Here is a 15,565-nt window from a genome sequence, read left to right as displayed (position 1 = left end):
ACATAAATGTTAGTGGCTGTCTAGATGTTACAATCAACCGCCTGTCGAAAGCGCATCCACCATCGCGCGAACCGGGGTAATGTCATAGCCGGCGTTGCCAGCGAGCCGGGCAATCTCGTCAGGCGATACGCCCTGTTTTGCTTGCGCCAGAGACCACAGCAAAGTGGAGCGCGTGCCGGAGCGGCAATAGGCGAGAGTCTTGCCTTTCGCGCCCTCGAGTGCAGTAATCATCGCGTCAACCTGCGGTGCGGAAAAACCGCTGTGGGTGATCGGTATCGTCACATAATCCATTCCTGCGGCATTGGCGGCGGCTTCGATATCGGCGCTCTGGGGAGCAGACGGGTCTTCGCCATCGGGGCGATTGTTGATGATCAGGGTGACGCCTTCGGCCTTGGCCGTCGCTATATCTTCGAGGGTGATTTGCGGCGAGACGCTGATAGTATCATTGATTTTCCGGAACATGTTCTGGGTCTCCTCTGTCGGAATTTGCGTATCGGTTGTTGTTGCCGCGCTACAGCCGATCAAGGCCATGGGTAACAGGGCGGGCAGGAATTTCATATATAGGCCTAAGCTGCTTCGGTCACATCGCGAATGACGGCCAGAAAAGCTTCCCCGTGTTTCTCCAGTTTCGCCGCGCCGACGCCGGGCAACTCGCTTAGCGCCGACAGGCTGCCCGGTTTCAGACCGGTCATATCACGCAGCACACTATCGTGGAAGATCACATATGGGGGGACGCCCAGTTCCTTGGCCAGTTCCATACGCTTTGCACGCAGCGCCTCGAACAAGGGGTCACCGAACGGGTTGGGCGAGGCGCTGGCACCGCGCCGTTTCCGCGATGTCCGCTTGGGCGGTTCGACAATCGCGATTTCCTGCTCGCCCTTGAGAATTTTTCGCGCTTCGGGACCGAACATAAGTCCGCCATGCTCGGTGTTGCGCAGTGCATCGCGAAGCAACAGCGATCGCGATACCGGTTTGATCAGAGCGGCTTCCTCTTCACCGACAATGTCGAAAACCGAAAGCTGGTCATGCCCGCGCGCGAGGATTTTTTCGTCCTGCCGCCCGGTCAGCACCGCCTCGAGATGGGTGACACCGAAACTCTGTCCGGTGCGATAGACGGCCGAGAGGAATTTGCGCGCTAGTTCGGTAACATTGCGGGTCTCCGGCGCGTTCAGGCAATTGTCGCAATTGCCGCATTGATCGGCTGGATGCTCGCCAAAATGCCGGAGCAAAATCGCGCGCCGACATCCCGGGGTTTCGACCAGACCGCCCAAGGCGGCGAGCCTCGTTCGTTCGCTCTCCAGTCGGGTCTCGTCAATTTCGCCAAGCCGCTGTCGCGCTCTGGCGAAATCTTCGGCGCCCCAGAACATATGCGCCTCGGCGGGATCGCCATCGCGGCCGGCACGGCCGGTTTCCTGATAATAAGCTTCGATCGACTTGGGCAGCCCTGCATGGGCGACAAAACGTACATCCGGTTTGTCGATCCCCATGCCGAACGCGATGGTTGCGACCATCACCATATCTTCGGAGGCGACGAAATCATGCTGATTCTGCTGGCGCACTTCCGGCGGCAGGCCAGCGTGATAAGCCCGCGCGCTGCGTCCGGTCGCAGCGATCTGGCTGGCCATTTTCTCGGTTGCGGCCCGGGTCTGCGCATAGACAATTCCGGGGCCCGGGATGCGATCAACGAGATCACCGATCTGCCTTGCCAGGCCGCTGCGTGGGCTCATGCTGTAACGGATATTGGGCCGGTCAAAACCGGCGAGGATCATGCCGTCTTGCTCGATACCCAGCTGCACCAATATATCGTCGCGGGTATGCGCGTCGGCGGTGGCGGTGAGCGCCAGCCGCGGTACAGACCCGAAATGGTCGAGCAGGGGACGGAGCAGCCGGTAGTCGGGCCGGAAATCATGGCCCCATTCGGAAACGCAATGCGCTTCGTCGATAGCGAAGAGCGAAATATCGGTTTGTTCCAGTAGCTCGCGAAAATGCGATTGGGACGCGCGTTCCGGCGCGGCGTAGAGCAGGTCCAGTTCGCCAGCCTTCAGACGGGCAATCGTCTCGGCGCGATTGTCGTCAGCCGAGGTGAGTGTGGCTGCCCTGATCCCGACCGCTTCGGCGCTGCGCAACTGATCGTGCATTAACGCAATCAACGGCGATATCACGATGGTCGTGCCCTTATTGGCGATGGCAGGAAGCTGATAGCAGAGCGACTTGCCCGAGCCGGTAGGCATGACGGCGAGCGTATTCTGCTTTGCCATGACACGCTGCAGCACATCGGCCTGCATACCGCGAAAGCTGCTGTAGCCGAAGGTTGATTTGAGCAGGGGAAGAAGGGCTGCGGTCATATTCTGTTCCCTAGCCAGAGACGGCCCTATGCGAAACCGCAAAAGCGAAAATGACCGAAATTGTAATCTGCGCGGACGGTCACGCCTTTTCCCTCTGGTCCTCCGCTTGCCGTTTCCACATATCCGCATAGAGTCCGCGTTTGACCAGCAACTGCCGGTGGCTGCCCCGTTCCGCGATGCGGCCTTCGTCGAGCACTATAATCTCGTCGGCATGGGTGATGGTCGAGAGCCGGTGGGCGATAATCAAGGTCGTGCGGCGTTCCGATATTTTGGCGAGCGTCGCCTGGATCTCGTCCTCGGTACGGCTATCCAGCGCCGAGGTGGCTTCATCCAATATCAGGATCGGCGGATTTTTCAGCAAGGTGCGGGCAATCGCGACGCGCTGCTTCTCGCCGCCGGACAATTTTAGCCCGCGCTCGCCAACTTGCGTATCATAGCCATCGGGCAGTTTGCCTATAAAGCTGTCCAAAGCTGCCCCGCGTGCGGCTTCCTCGATCTCCGCCTGGGTTGCCCCTTCGCGGCCATAGCCGATATTATAGCCGATACTGTCATTGAACAATACGCTGTCCTGCGGAACGATGCCGATTGCGCCGCGCAGGCTGTGCTGGGTGACTTCGGCTATATCCTGACCATCGATCAATATCCGTCCGGCTTGCGGATCATAGAAACGGAACAGCAACCGCGCGATCGTCGACTTGCCCGCACCGGATGGTCCGACAATGGCCAGCGTTCCGTCGGGTGGCACTTCAAAATCGAGACCGTGCAAGATCTGGCGATCATCGTCATAGTTGAACACCACATTCTCGAACCGCACCGTACCATCGGAGACCTGCAAAGAGTTTGCGCCAAGCTTGTCGACCACCTCCTGTTTGGTGTCGATCAGCTTGAACATCGCGTCCATGTCGACCAGCCCCTGGCGGATGGTGCGATAGACCATGCCGAGCAGATCGAGCGGCCGGAACAGCTGCATCAACAACGCGTTGACCAGCACCAGATCACCAACCGTCAGATCACCTTGCTTCCAGCCGTAAACGCTGAACGCCATCGCTCCGATCATCGCCAGATTGGTGATGATCGACTGGCCTATATTTAGCAGGCCAAGCGAGTTTTCCGATTTAACCGCAGCCGCGGCCCAGTCCCGCATCGCCTTGTCATAGCGGTCGGCCTCGCGCTTTTCGGCGGTGAAATATTTGACCGTCTCGTAGTTGAGCAGGGCATCGACCGACCGGCCAATCACTCTTGTGTCCATATCATTCATCTTCGCCCGCAGCGCATTGCGCCAATCGGTAACCTTGCGAGTGAAGGTGATGTAGATGACTACCATTGCCATGGTCGCCGCGACCAGCCCGAAACCGAATTTGATCTGGAAGATGACCAGCACCGCGGTTAGTTCGACAATAGTGGGAGCAATGTTGAACAGCAGAAAATAGAGCATGATATCGATGCTCTTGGTGCCGCGCTCGATGATCTTGGTGACTTCGCCCGTGCGCCGGCCCAGATGGAAGCGCAGTGACAGGTTATGGAGATGGGTAAAGACATTTGTCGCCAGGCGCCGCGCTGCCTGCTGGCCAACCTTCTCGAACACAATGTTCCGCAGATTGTCGAACATCACCTGCCCGAACCGCGCCAACCCGTAGGCCGCAACCAGAGCGAGTAAAACGGTCAGTTCGGTATTGAGGCTGTCGCCGGACATGCCATCGATCACCGCCTTGTAGAGGAACGGCATCGTCAGGATTGCCGCCTTCGCGCAAAGCACCAGGAATCCAGCAACAATGATTCTTATTCGCAAGCCCGGCTCACCCTTGGGCCAGAGATAGGGCAGGAAACGCTTGAGCGTAGGAATCATCGGCGGGTCGATCTGACCCTGGGTGCTGTAGTCTGGTGGCATAGGCTGGATGTAGGGACGCCCGCGCGGAAAGTCTATCGGGCTAAAAAATCAGCTGCCTGGTGATCAAAAACTTCCACTGACGGTCAGCCGGTAAATCAGTCCGAACTCGCGGCTGCGGTCCTCGACAAAGGCAATCGGGCCATTGCGACGACCTCTGATGAATCCACGGTCCAGATCCCCGGCTTGACCCAGCAGATCGCCAAAAGCGGTGCGGGTGAAATTCTCGGCGCGACCGAACAGATTCCCCAGATTGGCCTGCACTGTCAGCCCCAGCACGTCCTTATGCTCGACAAATATCCAGCTATAGGGTGCGGCGGTACGAAAGCGGGTGATCTGGTCCAGTCGCAGAAAATCCGAGTAGCGGGAATCCTCTATCCCTGCGCCCCACGCCCAGTTGCTGCCGGGAATGTCATGACGCAGAGTGGCTTCATAGGTGAATATCTTGTCGTCGCTGATCCGGCGGAAGATCCCTGTCAAAGGATCGCGCAGCGAACTCCTGCGGACGTCACCTTCAAAGTCGAGCTTGGCGCCCCTCCAGCCGATTGGATCGAACAATATGCTGGTCACCAGTTCCACGCCATAACTGGTTGCACTGTCAAGATTGCCGCGGGCCTCGGTGGTCGCCGTGATCGGAATGGAATCGACAATGTCGCTGAATTTTTCGCCATAAATATTGACGGTCATGGAACCCCACGGGCCCAGCTTCCGGGTTGTTTCCAGTTCCGCGCGCCAGCTTTGTGGGGGAACCAGTCCGGGATTTCCCGCATTTCCGCTATTTTGCGATACATCGACCGATTCAACAAAGTCGAAGAAGTTAAGCTGACCGACCGATCGCTCCACTTTCAGGCTGACGTCAAGATCGGGCTGCGGTCGCCATGCCAGCGAGACGGAGCCTTTTGGACGAATGAAAGACCGGCTCTCGCCTTTTGCCCCGCTCTGACTGATCTTGCTATATTCGCCGCCCAAGGTCGCCTGAAGACTCAGGTTCTCCAGCAAGGTGCGTCCATAGGAGCCAATGAATTCGCCACGATATTCGGTAACTTTGCTATTGGCATTGGTTAGCGCAACCGGTTGGAAAATGCCCTGCGCGTCAAGCACTGCCAGAGCGCCTTCATTGTCCAGAAAATTATAAGCGCCCTCGACGCTGATCCCCCAGTCGGTTCCACCCGAGGATTTCCAGCCATATTCCGCGCGCAAGATCGACTCGCCCTCATCGGTCACACGGTCGAACCGGCTGCCGTTCGCGGGCGTGATACCGTCGGTGAATGTCTGTCCAAAGAAGTCGGTCACCGGGCTATGTTCAAATCGCTGCAAGCCGATGAGCTTTAGGCGCCCGCCGCCGAGAGCAAATTCATAATCAGTGCTAAATTCCGCATTCCACTCATTCTCGCGACTGTCATAAAGTTCGAAAATGTCGGGCTGGCCGACCTGTGTGCGATCGGTGGCGACGGTTTCTTTACGCCGGAACAGTTGATAGGCGGCATTTACGTTGAATATTGAACCGCTGGCGCCGGTGCGGTTATAGGATGCGCTCAGCTTTGGTTGATCCTGACGATAGCGGGCGATTTCGTCGCGTCCGAACAGCAAATCGCCGGAGCGGTCGGTAATCTGTTCCGGTCCCTCGACACCGTTACGCGCGGCGTCATTCTCGATCGACAGGGTAAAATCGCCGTTGCCAAGCTTGCCGCTGATCGACGCTTCTCCGTCCAGCCAGTTGTTGCCCGAGCGCCGCCATTGCGGTTGCCATTTGAAATTGCCGCTCAGGCCGCTTGTCTCGTTCACGTTGGTCACGAGATTGAGTACCTGTCCGGAAAGACCCGAAATGCTCAGTGTCGCTCCGTCGACAATTTCGATCCGGACGACATTGGCCGCTGAAATCCGGCCGAGAATAGTAAAAGCGTCAACATTTTTGCCGGGGATACGTGCGCCGTTGATCAGGACATTTTCGTCGGCCTGACCGAGGCCGCGTTCGTTGCCGTCGCCGGTGTCGATGGTGAATCCGGGTACCTGGCTGACGATGTCGAGCGCGGTGCGGGGATTGAAGCGGGCAAATTGCCCCGCGTCATATATCTGCCGGCCATTTTCGGTGCGCGGCTGCAGGGAAGACAGGGCCGCTGTTTGGGCATGTGCTGTCATCGGGAAGAGGCTGGATGCGGTCATCGCGCCCAAGGCAATGCCGTTTAAAATCCATATTCTGTTGGTCAATATATCCCTCCCCAGGGTGATTGTTCTGGAATGGGCGCTGCTATGTCCGATTGGTTGCAGCCGATACCGGCTTTCGATAAACTACGCCCGTAGTCGGATAAACGACATTGGTTGTTTAAAGCGTTAAGTCATTCAAACTTAATGCTTGTTGAAAAATAGCACCCAGGCCGCCGCGCAATTGGCGAGCGTATAGACAAAATAGAAGATCACCGCAGTGAGCATACCCATGTCTGCGAAAATCATCGCTGACAGGAGCATGAAGAATTCCAGAATATAGCTGCCATGGGGGCCGAGTATCTTCCGGAAGCTGCCGCGCGCCTCGGCAATGATGGGATGGTTGCTCTCCAGCATGGCCTTGTGCATCGCGAAATTGCCGATGCCGCAGAGGAAGATGACAAAAATATACATGGCTTCGATATAAGCGCATTTCTTGCCCTTGTCATTTGGTCAAAAAATAACCCGTCAATCTGCAATCTGTGGGTTTTATTGGCGGCGAAACCGGAAACCGGTGTGACTGCACCATCATCAGCTATTCCAAGCGCAGATATATGCGGTGTCGAGCTATGATTTTTCGTCCGCTTGTTACGAGCAAATTAACCAATCTAGCCTAATGTAACATTATGTAATTGCAGGATCCAAAGTGGCAAGAGGTTTTTTACAAGCATTTTCGAACGACTCTGCGAAAAGCGCGGACGAAGAAAATGTGTCTGTCATCAAGTCCGACGATTATGCCCGGCGGATCGAGATACTTGATGATTTCGAGCAGGCGGGGATCAGCTGGCTATGGGCAACCGATGCCGAGGGTCGCTTGGTATATCTATCGGAAAAAGCAGCGGAAAACCTGAACAAGCCGATTGGCGATCTGCTGGCAACCTCGCTGACCAGCCTGTTCGAAAATGATCCCGATAATCCGGATGAAAAATCAGACCGCCCCTTCAAATATCACCTGAGCAAGCGCAGCAAGATCAACGATCTGGTCGTTCGCCGGGTACCGCAAACGCTGGGCAAAGACGATCGTCCGACATGGTGGTTGATTTCCGGCCATCCGAAATTCGATGATTCGGGAAATTTCCGGGGCTATCGCGGCAATGCAAAAGACGTGTCGGTGGAATATCAACAGAAGTTGGAAGATCTGCGGCTGGCCGAATTTGACTCGCTGACCGGGCTTGCCAACCGTCACCGCATGGACAGTCGGCTCACCGGAATGTTGGGGGCATTTCAGGCGACCAACCGCAGTTGCGCGATCATGATGCTTGATCTCGACCGCTTCAAGCAGGTCAATGACACGATGGGCCATGCCGCCGGGGATGAACTGCTCCAGCAGGTGGCAAAGCGGATGCGTGAGATTATCGGAGATAGTGGTGAAATCGGCCGTTTGGGCGGTGATGAATTTCAAGTCATATTGCCAGATATGGATGATCGAGGAAAACTGGGCGAACTTGCCGAGAAAATCGTGCAACTTGTGTCCAAGCCCTATCCCATTGACGACAAAAGCGCGACGATCGGAACCTCGATTGGTATCGCGATTTCGCCCTATGACGGGGTCGAGAAAGACGAATTGGTTCGCAGCTCTGATCTTGCCCTTTATGCAGCCAAAAATTCAGGACGCGGACAATATCGTTTCTATTCCGCCAATTTGAAAAATGAGGAAGACGAGCGGCGCGTCCTGGTCGAGGATCTGCGCGACGCGCTCGCCAACGATCAGGTTGAACTGCATTATCAGCCGGTCGTCCGCACAGATGATCACATGGTCGTCGGGTTTGAGGCACTGATGCGCTGGGTGCATCCGGAGCGGGGAGGGGTCAGTCCGTCGGTGTTCATTCCGATTGCCGAAGAGTTGAATCTGATCAACCAGCTGGGTGAATGGGCGCTTCGCCGCGCCTGCCGCGATGCTATGCAGTGGCCGAAGTCGGTCCGGATAGCCGTCAATGTGTCGGCCGTGCAATTTGCCAATAGCGGATTCCCGGAAATCGTGATGAACGCATTGGCGTCGAGCGGGCTGGACCCGTCACGACTGGAACTGGAATTGACGGAAAGCGTCTTCATGGGCGACAGTGAGGCGGTTGATAACACCTTCAAAATACTGAAAGAGCTGGGTGTACGATTGGCGCTGGATGATTTCGGTACCGGCTATTCGTCGCTCAGCTATCTTCGCTCGGCTCCGTTTGACAAGATCAAGGTCGACAAGAGCTTTGTCGATTCCTGTACGCAAAAAGACAAGAATAGCGCCAAGATCATTGCCGCGATCGTCAGCCTGTCGGATGCTCTGGGAATGGAAACAACCGTGGAAGGTGTGGAGGCCTTCGACCAGTATAAAGTCGTATGTTCAAAAGGTGCGCGTTATATCCAGGGCTGGATCTATTCCAAGGCGCTCAGACTTGAGGAAATCGAAGAGAAGATGGGAAGCGGGGAATTCCGGATCGAACCCGACGGGCCGGAATTATATCGCCCGGACCGGCGCACGGTGTTCCGTCGTATCGGGGCGATCCATGAAGATCATCGCTATGAGGTCGTGATGCGCGACCTTTCCAAATCAGGCGCGCGGTTTGAAGGCATGGTCGGCGTTCCCGTGGGCACCAATCTGGTGCTGGACCTTGGTGCGGGACAGCTGGTTATCTGCACGGTGAGCAGGTCGAATGGTTCTGTATTGGCCGTCGAGTTTGAAACACCATTGGTCAGCGATGGCGCGGGCGGTTTGTGCACGCGCCATCGGGTATCACCTTACGATCTTTGTGTGGCGGGGATGCCGCTTACAGCCTTGCCTCCGGGCAATTATCCAATGAAACAGGATGCATCCAGCCCGGTCAGCAAACCCAAATTTCTGCAAGTTGTCGTTGGCGGTTCGTAGTCCAGAAAAAAAATACCGCCCTTCGATCCCTAAACTCCTTCGAGCAACCCTTCTTTCCGGATTTTTTCCTGCCAGACCAATGGCGCGAGATGGTGAACGCTTTGCCCCTCGGCATCAACGGCCACCGTCACCGGCATGTCCTGTACCTCGAATTCGTAAATCGCTTCCATCCCGAGATCTTCGAAGCCGACGACCTTGGAGCCCTTGATCGCGCGCGACACCAGATAGGCACTGCCGCCAACCGCCATCAGATAGGCGCTCTTGTGCTTCTTGATCGAAGCCACCGTATCCAGTCCGCGCTCCGCCTTGCCGACCATCGCCAGCAGACCTTGTTCGAGCATCATGTCGGTAAACTGGTCCATCCGCGTTGCGGTGGTCGGGCCGGCGGGGCCGACAATTTCTTCGCCGACCGGATCGACCGGACCAACATAATAGATCACCCGACCGCGAAATTCGACGGGCAGTTGTTCGCCCTTGTCGAGCATGTCCTTGATCCGTTTGTGCGCGGCATCGCGGCCGGTCAGCATCTTGCCGTTCAGTAGCAGCCGGTCACCATGTTTCCATGTTGCGACTTCTGCGGCGTCAAGCTGGTCAAGATGGACACGCTTGGCTTCCGATGAAGGCGTCCAGTTCACGTCGGGCCATTCATCGAGCTTTGGTGGCTCGAGATAGGCGGGACCGCTGCCGTCCAAAGTGAAATGCGCATGGCGGGTGGCGGCGCAATTGGGGATCATCGCCACTGGCTTGCCAGCGGCGTGGCAAGGCCAGTCATTGATCTTGACGTCGAGGATCGTGGAGAGGCCGCCCAGTCCCTGCGCGCCAATGCCGAGCGCGTTGACCTTGTCGAAAATCTCGATCCGCAGTTCCTCGATATCCGTACGTGGGCCGCGCTCTTTCAATTGCCCCATATCAATGGGATCCATCAGGCTTTGTTTAGCGAGCAATACGGCGCGTTCGGCAGTGCCGCCGATACCGATGCCGAGCATGCCGGGGGGACACCAGCCAGCGCCCATTAATGGAATCATTTCCAGCACCCAGTCGACGATATTGTCGCTCGGGTTCATCATCTTGAATTTCGACTTATTCTCCGATCCGCCGCCTTTGGCTGCGACATCAACGGAGACTTTATCGCCGGGAACCATCTCGACATGCAGTACGCTCGGCGTATTGTCCTTGGTATTGCGCCGGGTGAAGGCAGGGTCGGCAAGGATCGATGCGCGCAGCTTGTTCTCCGGATGGAGATAGGCGCGGCGCACGCCTTCATCGACAATCTCCTGCATCGATTGCGACGTGTCATCGAGCCGGCAATCCATGCCCCATTTGACAAAGACATTGACGATGCCGGTATCCTGGCAAATCGGCCGGTGGCCCTCGGCGCACATTTTTGAATTGGTCAATATCTGGGCAATCGCATCCTTGGCCGCCGGAGATTTCTCCGCGTCATAGGCTTTGCCGAGCGCCCGGATATAATCCATCGGATGATAGTAAGAAATGAATTGCAGCGCGTCGGCGACGCTTTCAACAAGGTCGGCGGTCTTAATGGTGACGGTCATATTGGCTCCGGAAAATCTGGCGATATGTGATTTAGCCGCCTTTTGACCGATATGGCCGAGCCGGGCAAGTTTTTGTGACGCAGTGCTGGCCGATATATGACCGGCCAAATCGATCAATCCGGCTGTTTCAACTTCGTGATCCGCGAAGTTGCCAAATATCGTGAGCAGTAATCTGGGTGTCAAATAAAATAAACGGTCGCACATCCTATGCTGCGATTGCGAACAATAGGAGGACGCGATACGAGTAACCAAGTTGGGCGTATCGACGTCCTGCCAAGGAGCCGATTCTATGCGCGCGCGCGACTTTCTACTGCTCGTCCTGATCTGTCTGATCTGGGCCTCCAACAATGTCCTCAGCAAGATCATCGTCGATGACTGGGCTGTTCCGCCCATATTTTATGCGGCTCTCCGCTTTTCCGTAGTGGCGCTTGTGATGCTGCCCTGGCTTCTGCCAATGCCCCGTCCGGCGTGGCGCATCATATTGATTGGCTTGCTGATGGGTGGCGGAAATTTTGCGCTGCTGTTCATCGGCCTGCAGACTACATCGCCATCGTCGGCCGCCATCATATTGCAACTCGGGGTTCCCTTTACGATCTTGTTGTCGGTGCTGATGCTGGGGGAGCGCATTCATTGGCGGCGCGGCGTTGGTATCGGTCTGACTTTGCTCGGAGTTTTGTTTGTGGTCTGGCGCCCGGAAGGCCTCACGCTCTCATTGGGGCTCTGGTTCGTTGCAGCCGCCGCATTTGCCGGTTCCGCTGGCGCTGTGTTGATGAAGCGCGTTCAGGACGTCTCCCCGTTCCGTTTTCAGGCATGGGTCGGTCTGGTGTCTGTCATTTCCTTGCCTGTCGCCTCGCTGCTTTTCGAGGAGGGGCAGTGGGCTTCTGCTTTGGCAGTCGGATGGCCGCTGGTCGCTGCGGTCCTGTTTACGTCTCTGATCGTTTCGGTAGGGGCGCATTCTGCTTATTATCACCTTATCCGTAATTATGAGGCCAACCTTCTCGCTCCGCTCACTCTGATAACGCCGCTGGCTACAATCGCCTTGGGGGTCTTGATCACCAATGATGCTTTCGATTTTCGAATGGGCGTGGGGGCCGCGCTCGCGATTGGCGGCGTGCTGATCGTAGCCCTCCGGCGCAAGCCGGCTACCGAGCTTCTGGTCGACCGCGAACAGCGCTAGCGGTCTCGGAAGAACCTGATCGATGGCCGGCATTTGACGGATATTTATGGCCTGTCCGCGTCAGGTCTAGCCAGGGCTTTGAACCGAACCGCCATCCACCTGTATGGCTGTGCCTGTGATATAGCTTGCGGCTTCGGAGCCGAGGAACACTGCAAGATTGGCAATTTCTTCAGGCTGCCCGATCCTTCGGAGCGGGATCTGTGCAGCGAGTCCCTGCGAAATTTCATCGACAGTTTTCCCGGTAGCCGCCGATTGCGATTCAAAAATCTGGGTAATGCGATCGGTATTGGTGAAGCCGGGGCAAACAGTATTGACCAGAATATTGTCCGAACCGACCTGATTGGCGAGCGTCTTGGCCCAGCCGAGCACCGCCATGCGGATGCTGTTGGAAAGCGTCAGGCCGGGTACGGGCTGCTTCACGCCGGTCGAGGATATGTTGACAATCCGGCCCCATTTTTGCGCCTGCATATGCGGCAGTACCAGACGAGTTGCCCGGACGACGGACATTAAAGTGAGTTCCACCGCTTTCGCCCAATCGGAGTCGTCGAGATCAACAAACAGGCCGGGCGGGGGGCCACCTGCGTTGTTCACCAATATGTCTATGCCGCCGAATGTCTTGGAGACCGAAGTGACAATTCGCTCGATGTCGTCGGCGTTCGACACATCACCGGCGACAGCGAAGCAACCGGGCATAAGTGCGGCAGCGGCATCGAGATTTTCCTGAGAGCGTCCGCAAATCGCAACCTGTGCGCCTGCTGCATGAAAACCGCGTGCGGTGGCAAGGCCAATGCCTTTGCTGCCGGCGGTCACCAATACCGTTCTGTTTTCCAGTTTAAGGTCCATAATATACTCTCGATCTGATCTGTAGGAGCTGCCGAAGTCTCTTTTGTAATTTGTGTCGCAAATTAATGAACTACCATATCTGGTGCACAAAATGAGTCACCACTCCCTGTGCATGATCAGTGGATATATTTTAATGTAAATTTTACCATCGACTCTTGCACTTTGCGGGAGGCTTAGAAGGTCCACGCGTCGCTGCGTCGCAGCATGAATCGGCATCCGACGAAGCGATTCATTTATACGATGAGTGGAGTCGTTAATATATCATTTACCCCCTTGCATAAAATTCTGATTCAGCCACTATAGGTTGTGGTTAGGCCGAGGGGGCACACCAACTTATAGTATTAGTCGTCTGAAACACCGACTCGGTGGAGAGCTCCCTTTGTGCCAAATGCAACCATATTTATAGGGTTTCGGGCAGGAAAATAAATGCCCGTCCGGGTGTTAAAACTGTTACTATAAGGGCTTCGGCTCGAATCGAACAAGACAGGAACAAATGCCCGCAAAAAATCAAGGTGATCAATCGGCCGATAGGTCGTTGTGATCATTGAATTAGTAGAGTGGCTTTAGGGGGCTTTGATGGATTTTAGAGACAACCGCGACAACGAGAATGTGACTGGAACAGATGTGAGTGAGAGTGAAATGGGCGCGGAAGTATTGGATACGCCAAAAAACAAAGCCGAAGGCATAAAGCCGACAAGCGAACCCGAAGTCAGCAAGAAGGCGGCGGCAGAAGCTGCGTCGGCCAAGGCCAATGATGAAAAGGAACTGAAGGCCGAGCGCGACAGCCACAGCGTTGAAAAACGCCGTTTCAAGATCACGCAGGATGACAGCCGCGACGCATTGTTGACCGATTTCGGCAAGGAAACGCTCAACGACCGTTATCTGTTGCCCGGTGAATCCTATCAGGATCTGTTCGCCCGCGTTGCTGACGCTTATGCCGATGATCAGGATCATGCCCAGCGGCTTTATGACGCGATTTCAAAACTCTGGTTCATGCCGGCGACCCCTGTATTGTCCAACGGCGGCACCGGTCGCGGCCTGCCGATCAGTTGCTATCTCAACAGCGTCGACGACAGTCTCGGCGGCATCGTCAACACCTGGAACGAAAATGTCTGGCTCGCTTCGCGCGGCGGCGGCATCGGCACCTATTGGGGCAGCGTTCGCGGTATCGGCGAACCGGTCGGCCTCAACGGCAAGACATCGGGTATCATTCCGTTCGTCCGCGTGATGGACAGTCTGACTCTGGCAATTTCGCAAGGGTCCTTGCGTCGCGGTTCGGCGGCTTGCTATCTCGACGTCAACCATCCGGAAATTGAAGAATTTCTTGAAATCAGAAAGCCTTCCGGTGACTTTAACCGCAAAGCCCTGAACTTGCATCACGGCGTTTTGCTGACCGACGAATTCATGGAAGCGGTCCGCGACGGCAAGGAATTCGATCTCAAATCGCCGAAAGACGGTTCGGTTCGCGGCACTGTTGACGCGCGCAGCCTGTTCCAGAAGCTGGTCGAGACACGGCTGGCCACAGGCGAGCCCTATATCATCTTCAGCGACACGGTGAACCGGATGATGCCCAAGCATCACCGCGATCTGGGTCTCAAGGTTTCCACCTCCAATCTTTGTTCAGAGATCACACTGCCCACGGGTCGCGATCATCTTGGCGAGGACAGGACCGCAGTGTGTTGCCTGTCCTCGCTTAATCTCGAGAAATGGGATGAGTGGTCGGTCGAGAAGGGCTTTATCGAGGACGTCATGCGCTTCCTCGACAATGTCCTGCAGGATTATATCGACCGCGCGCCGGAAGAAATGGCGCGGGCGAAATATAGCGCAATGCGCGAACGCAGCGTCGGTCTGGGCGTGATGGGCTATCACAGCTTCCTTCAGGCCCGCGGCCTCGGCTTCGAAAGCGCGCTCGCAAAATCTTGGAACTTCAAGATCTTCAAGCATGTTTCGGCGAAAGCATCCGAAGCCAGCATGATGCTCGCGAAGGAACGCGGACCGTGTCCCGATGCGGCTGATCAGGGCGTGATGGAGCGCTTCTCCTGCAAGATGGCGATCGCACCGACTGCGTCGATCAGCATCATCTGCGGCGGTGCGTCGGCCTGTATCGAACCGATCCCGGCCAACATCTACACCCACAAGACGCTCTCGGGCAGCTTCGTGGTCAAGAACCCGCATCTGCTGAAACTGCTGCAGGAGAAGAGCAAGGACAGCAATAATGTCTGGAACTCGATCCTCGAGAAGGGCGGCAGCGTCCAGCATCTCGATTTCCTCAGCGCCGAGGAAAAGGATACGTACAAGACCAGCTTCGAGATCGACCAGCGCTGGCTGCTCGAACTCGCGGCCGACCGCACGCCCTATATTGATCAGGCACAGTCGCTGAACCTGTTCATTCCGGCCGATGTCGACAAATGGGACCTGCTGATGCTGCACTTCCGCGCCTGGGAACTGGGTATCAAGTCGCTCTACTATCTGCGCTCGAAATCGATCCAGCGCGCTGGCTTTGCCGGTGGCGAAACGATGATGAGCGAACCTGCGACTGGTGGCGGCGTCGAGGCCGACAATACGCTCGACCCGAAAACGGTCGAGCTGATGACCACCGCCGGCTCTACGGATTATGACGAATGTCTCGCCTGCCAGTAAGCGGCGCGGCATAGGCAGTTTGCCCACTACCCCCTCCTTTTGCTCCTTTTGGGAGGGGGGCGTTTT

At 56.3% G+C, this 15,565-nt stretch carries 10 protein-coding genes; 3 read left to right on the top strand and 7 right to left on the bottom strand.

The genetic code is table 11. From position 1 onward, the window contains the following. Positions 1 to 33: 33 nt before the first annotated feature. The 5 genes from AAC060_RS12020 to AAC060_RS12000 form a co-directional block, all read right to left on the bottom strand. On the bottom strand, positions 34 to 558 hold the full coding sequence (locus AAC060_RS12020; protein ID WP_339826522.1) for a TIGR01244 family sulfur transferase: 525 nt from the start codon (positions 556 to 558) through the stop codon (positions 34 to 36). 8 nt (positions 559 to 566) lie between these two features. Continuing rightward, positions 567 to 2,345: a DNA helicase RecQ gene (recQ, locus tag AAC060_RS12015; RefSeq protein WP_339826520.1), complete on the bottom strand. Its 1,779-nt coding sequence runs from the start codon at positions 2,343 to 2,345 to the stop codon at positions 567 to 569. A gap of 79 nt (positions 2,346 to 2,424) precedes the next feature. Then, complete coding sequence (locus AAC060_RS12010) at positions 2,425 to 4,233, bottom strand: ABC transporter ATP-binding protein/permease (protein WP_339826518.1); 1,809 nt, start codon at positions 4,231 to 4,233, stop codon at positions 2,425 to 2,427. A 63-nt stretch (positions 4,234 to 4,296) separates the two neighbouring features. Beyond that, positions 4,297 to 6,438 carry a TonB-dependent receptor plug domain-containing protein gene (locus AAC060_RS12005; RefSeq protein ID WP_339826516.1) on the bottom strand — a complete coding sequence of 714 codons (2,142 nt, stop codon included), beginning with the start codon at positions 6,436 to 6,438 and terminating at the stop codon, positions 4,297 to 4,299. A 138-nt stretch (positions 6,439 to 6,576) separates the two neighbouring features. After that, positions 6,577 to 6,846 carry a hypothetical protein gene (locus AAC060_RS12000; RefSeq protein WP_339826514.1) on the bottom strand — a complete coding sequence of 90 codons (270 nt, stop codon included), beginning with the start codon at positions 6,844 to 6,846 and terminating at the stop codon, positions 6,577 to 6,579. A 295-nt stretch (positions 6,847 to 7,141) separates the two neighbouring features. On the opposite strand from AAC060_RS12000, the gene AAC060_RS11995 reads away from it, so the two are divergent. Beyond that, on the top strand, positions 7,142 to 9,286 hold the full coding sequence (locus AAC060_RS11995) for an EAL domain-containing protein (protein WP_339826512.1): 2,145 nt from the start codon (positions 7,142 to 7,144) through the stop codon (positions 9,284 to 9,286). A gap of 29 nt (positions 9,287 to 9,315) precedes the next feature. Here AAC060_RS11995 and AAC060_RS11990 read toward each other — a convergent pair whose 3' ends face one another. Beyond that, positions 9,316 to 10,839, bottom strand: coding sequence for a fumarate hydratase (locus tag AAC060_RS11990; RefSeq protein WP_339826509.1), 1,524 nt, complete (start codon positions 10,837 to 10,839; stop codon positions 9,316 to 9,318). Between the two features lie 289 nt (positions 10,840 to 11,128). Between AAC060_RS11990 and AAC060_RS11985 the strand changes: the two genes are divergently transcribed. Next, a complete protein-coding gene (locus AAC060_RS11985; RefSeq protein WP_339826507.1) occupies positions 11,129 to 12,016 on the top strand; it encodes a DMT family transporter in 888 nt (295 codons plus the stop codon). Positions 12,017 to 12,082: 66 nt separating this feature from the next. On the opposite strand, the gene AAC060_RS11980 is transcribed toward AAC060_RS11985, so the two are convergent. Further along, entirely contained in the window at positions 12,083 to 12,859 is a 777-nt protein-coding gene (locus AAC060_RS11980) for an SDR family oxidoreductase (protein WP_339826505.1), read from the bottom strand. 576 nt (positions 12,860 to 13,435) lie between these two features. Here AAC060_RS11980 and AAC060_RS11975 point away from each other — a divergent pair. Further along, positions 13,436 to 15,499 (top strand): ribonucleoside-diphosphate reductase subunit alpha, encoded by a 2,064-nt coding sequence (locus tag AAC060_RS11975; protein ID WP_339826503.1) that lies wholly within the window; start codon positions 13,436 to 13,438, stop codon positions 15,497 to 15,499. Positions 15,500 to 15,565 lie beyond the last annotated feature (66 nt).

The organism is uncultured Parasphingorhabdus sp. (assembly GCF_963975555.1).
In the GTDB taxonomy this organism is placed as follows: domain Bacteria; phylum Pseudomonadota; class Alphaproteobacteria; order Sphingomonadales; family Sphingomonadaceae; genus Parasphingorhabdus.
Note: the sequence above shows the minus strand (reverse complement) of the source record. Positions and strands in the feature narration are given on the sequence as shown.

Bases quoted from the DNA above. Each gene is read 5' to 3' on its own strand.
- AAC060_RS12020 (WP_339826522.1), bottom strand. From the start codon at position 558: ATGAAATTCCTGCCCGCCCTGTTACCCATGGCCTTGATCGGCTGTAGC.
- recQ (WP_339826520.1), bottom strand. From the start codon at position 2,345: ATGACCGCAGCCCTTCTTCCCCTGCTCAAATCAACCTTCGGCTACAGC.
- AAC060_RS12010 (WP_339826518.1), bottom strand. From the start codon at position 4,233: ATGCCACCAGACTACAGCACCCAGGGTCAGATCGACCCGCCGATGATT.
- AAC060_RS12000 (WP_339826514.1), bottom strand. From the start codon at position 6,846: ATGTATATTTTTGTCATCTTCCTCTGCGGCATCGGCAATTTCGCGATG.
- AAC060_RS11990 (WP_339826509.1), bottom strand. From the start codon at position 10,839: ATGACCGTCACCATTAAGACCGCCGACCTTGTTGAAAGCGTCGCCGAC.
- AAC060_RS11985 (WP_339826507.1), top strand. From the start codon at position 11,129: ATGCGCGCGCGCGACTTTCTACTGCTCGTCCTGATCTGTCTGATCTGG.
- AAC060_RS11980 (WP_339826505.1), bottom strand. From the start codon at position 12,859: ATGGACCTTAAACTGGAAAACAGAACGGTATTGGTGACCGCCGGCAGC.
- AAC060_RS11975 (WP_339826503.1), top strand. From the start codon at position 13,436: ATGGATTTTAGAGACAACCGCGACAACGAGAATGTGACTGGAACAGAT.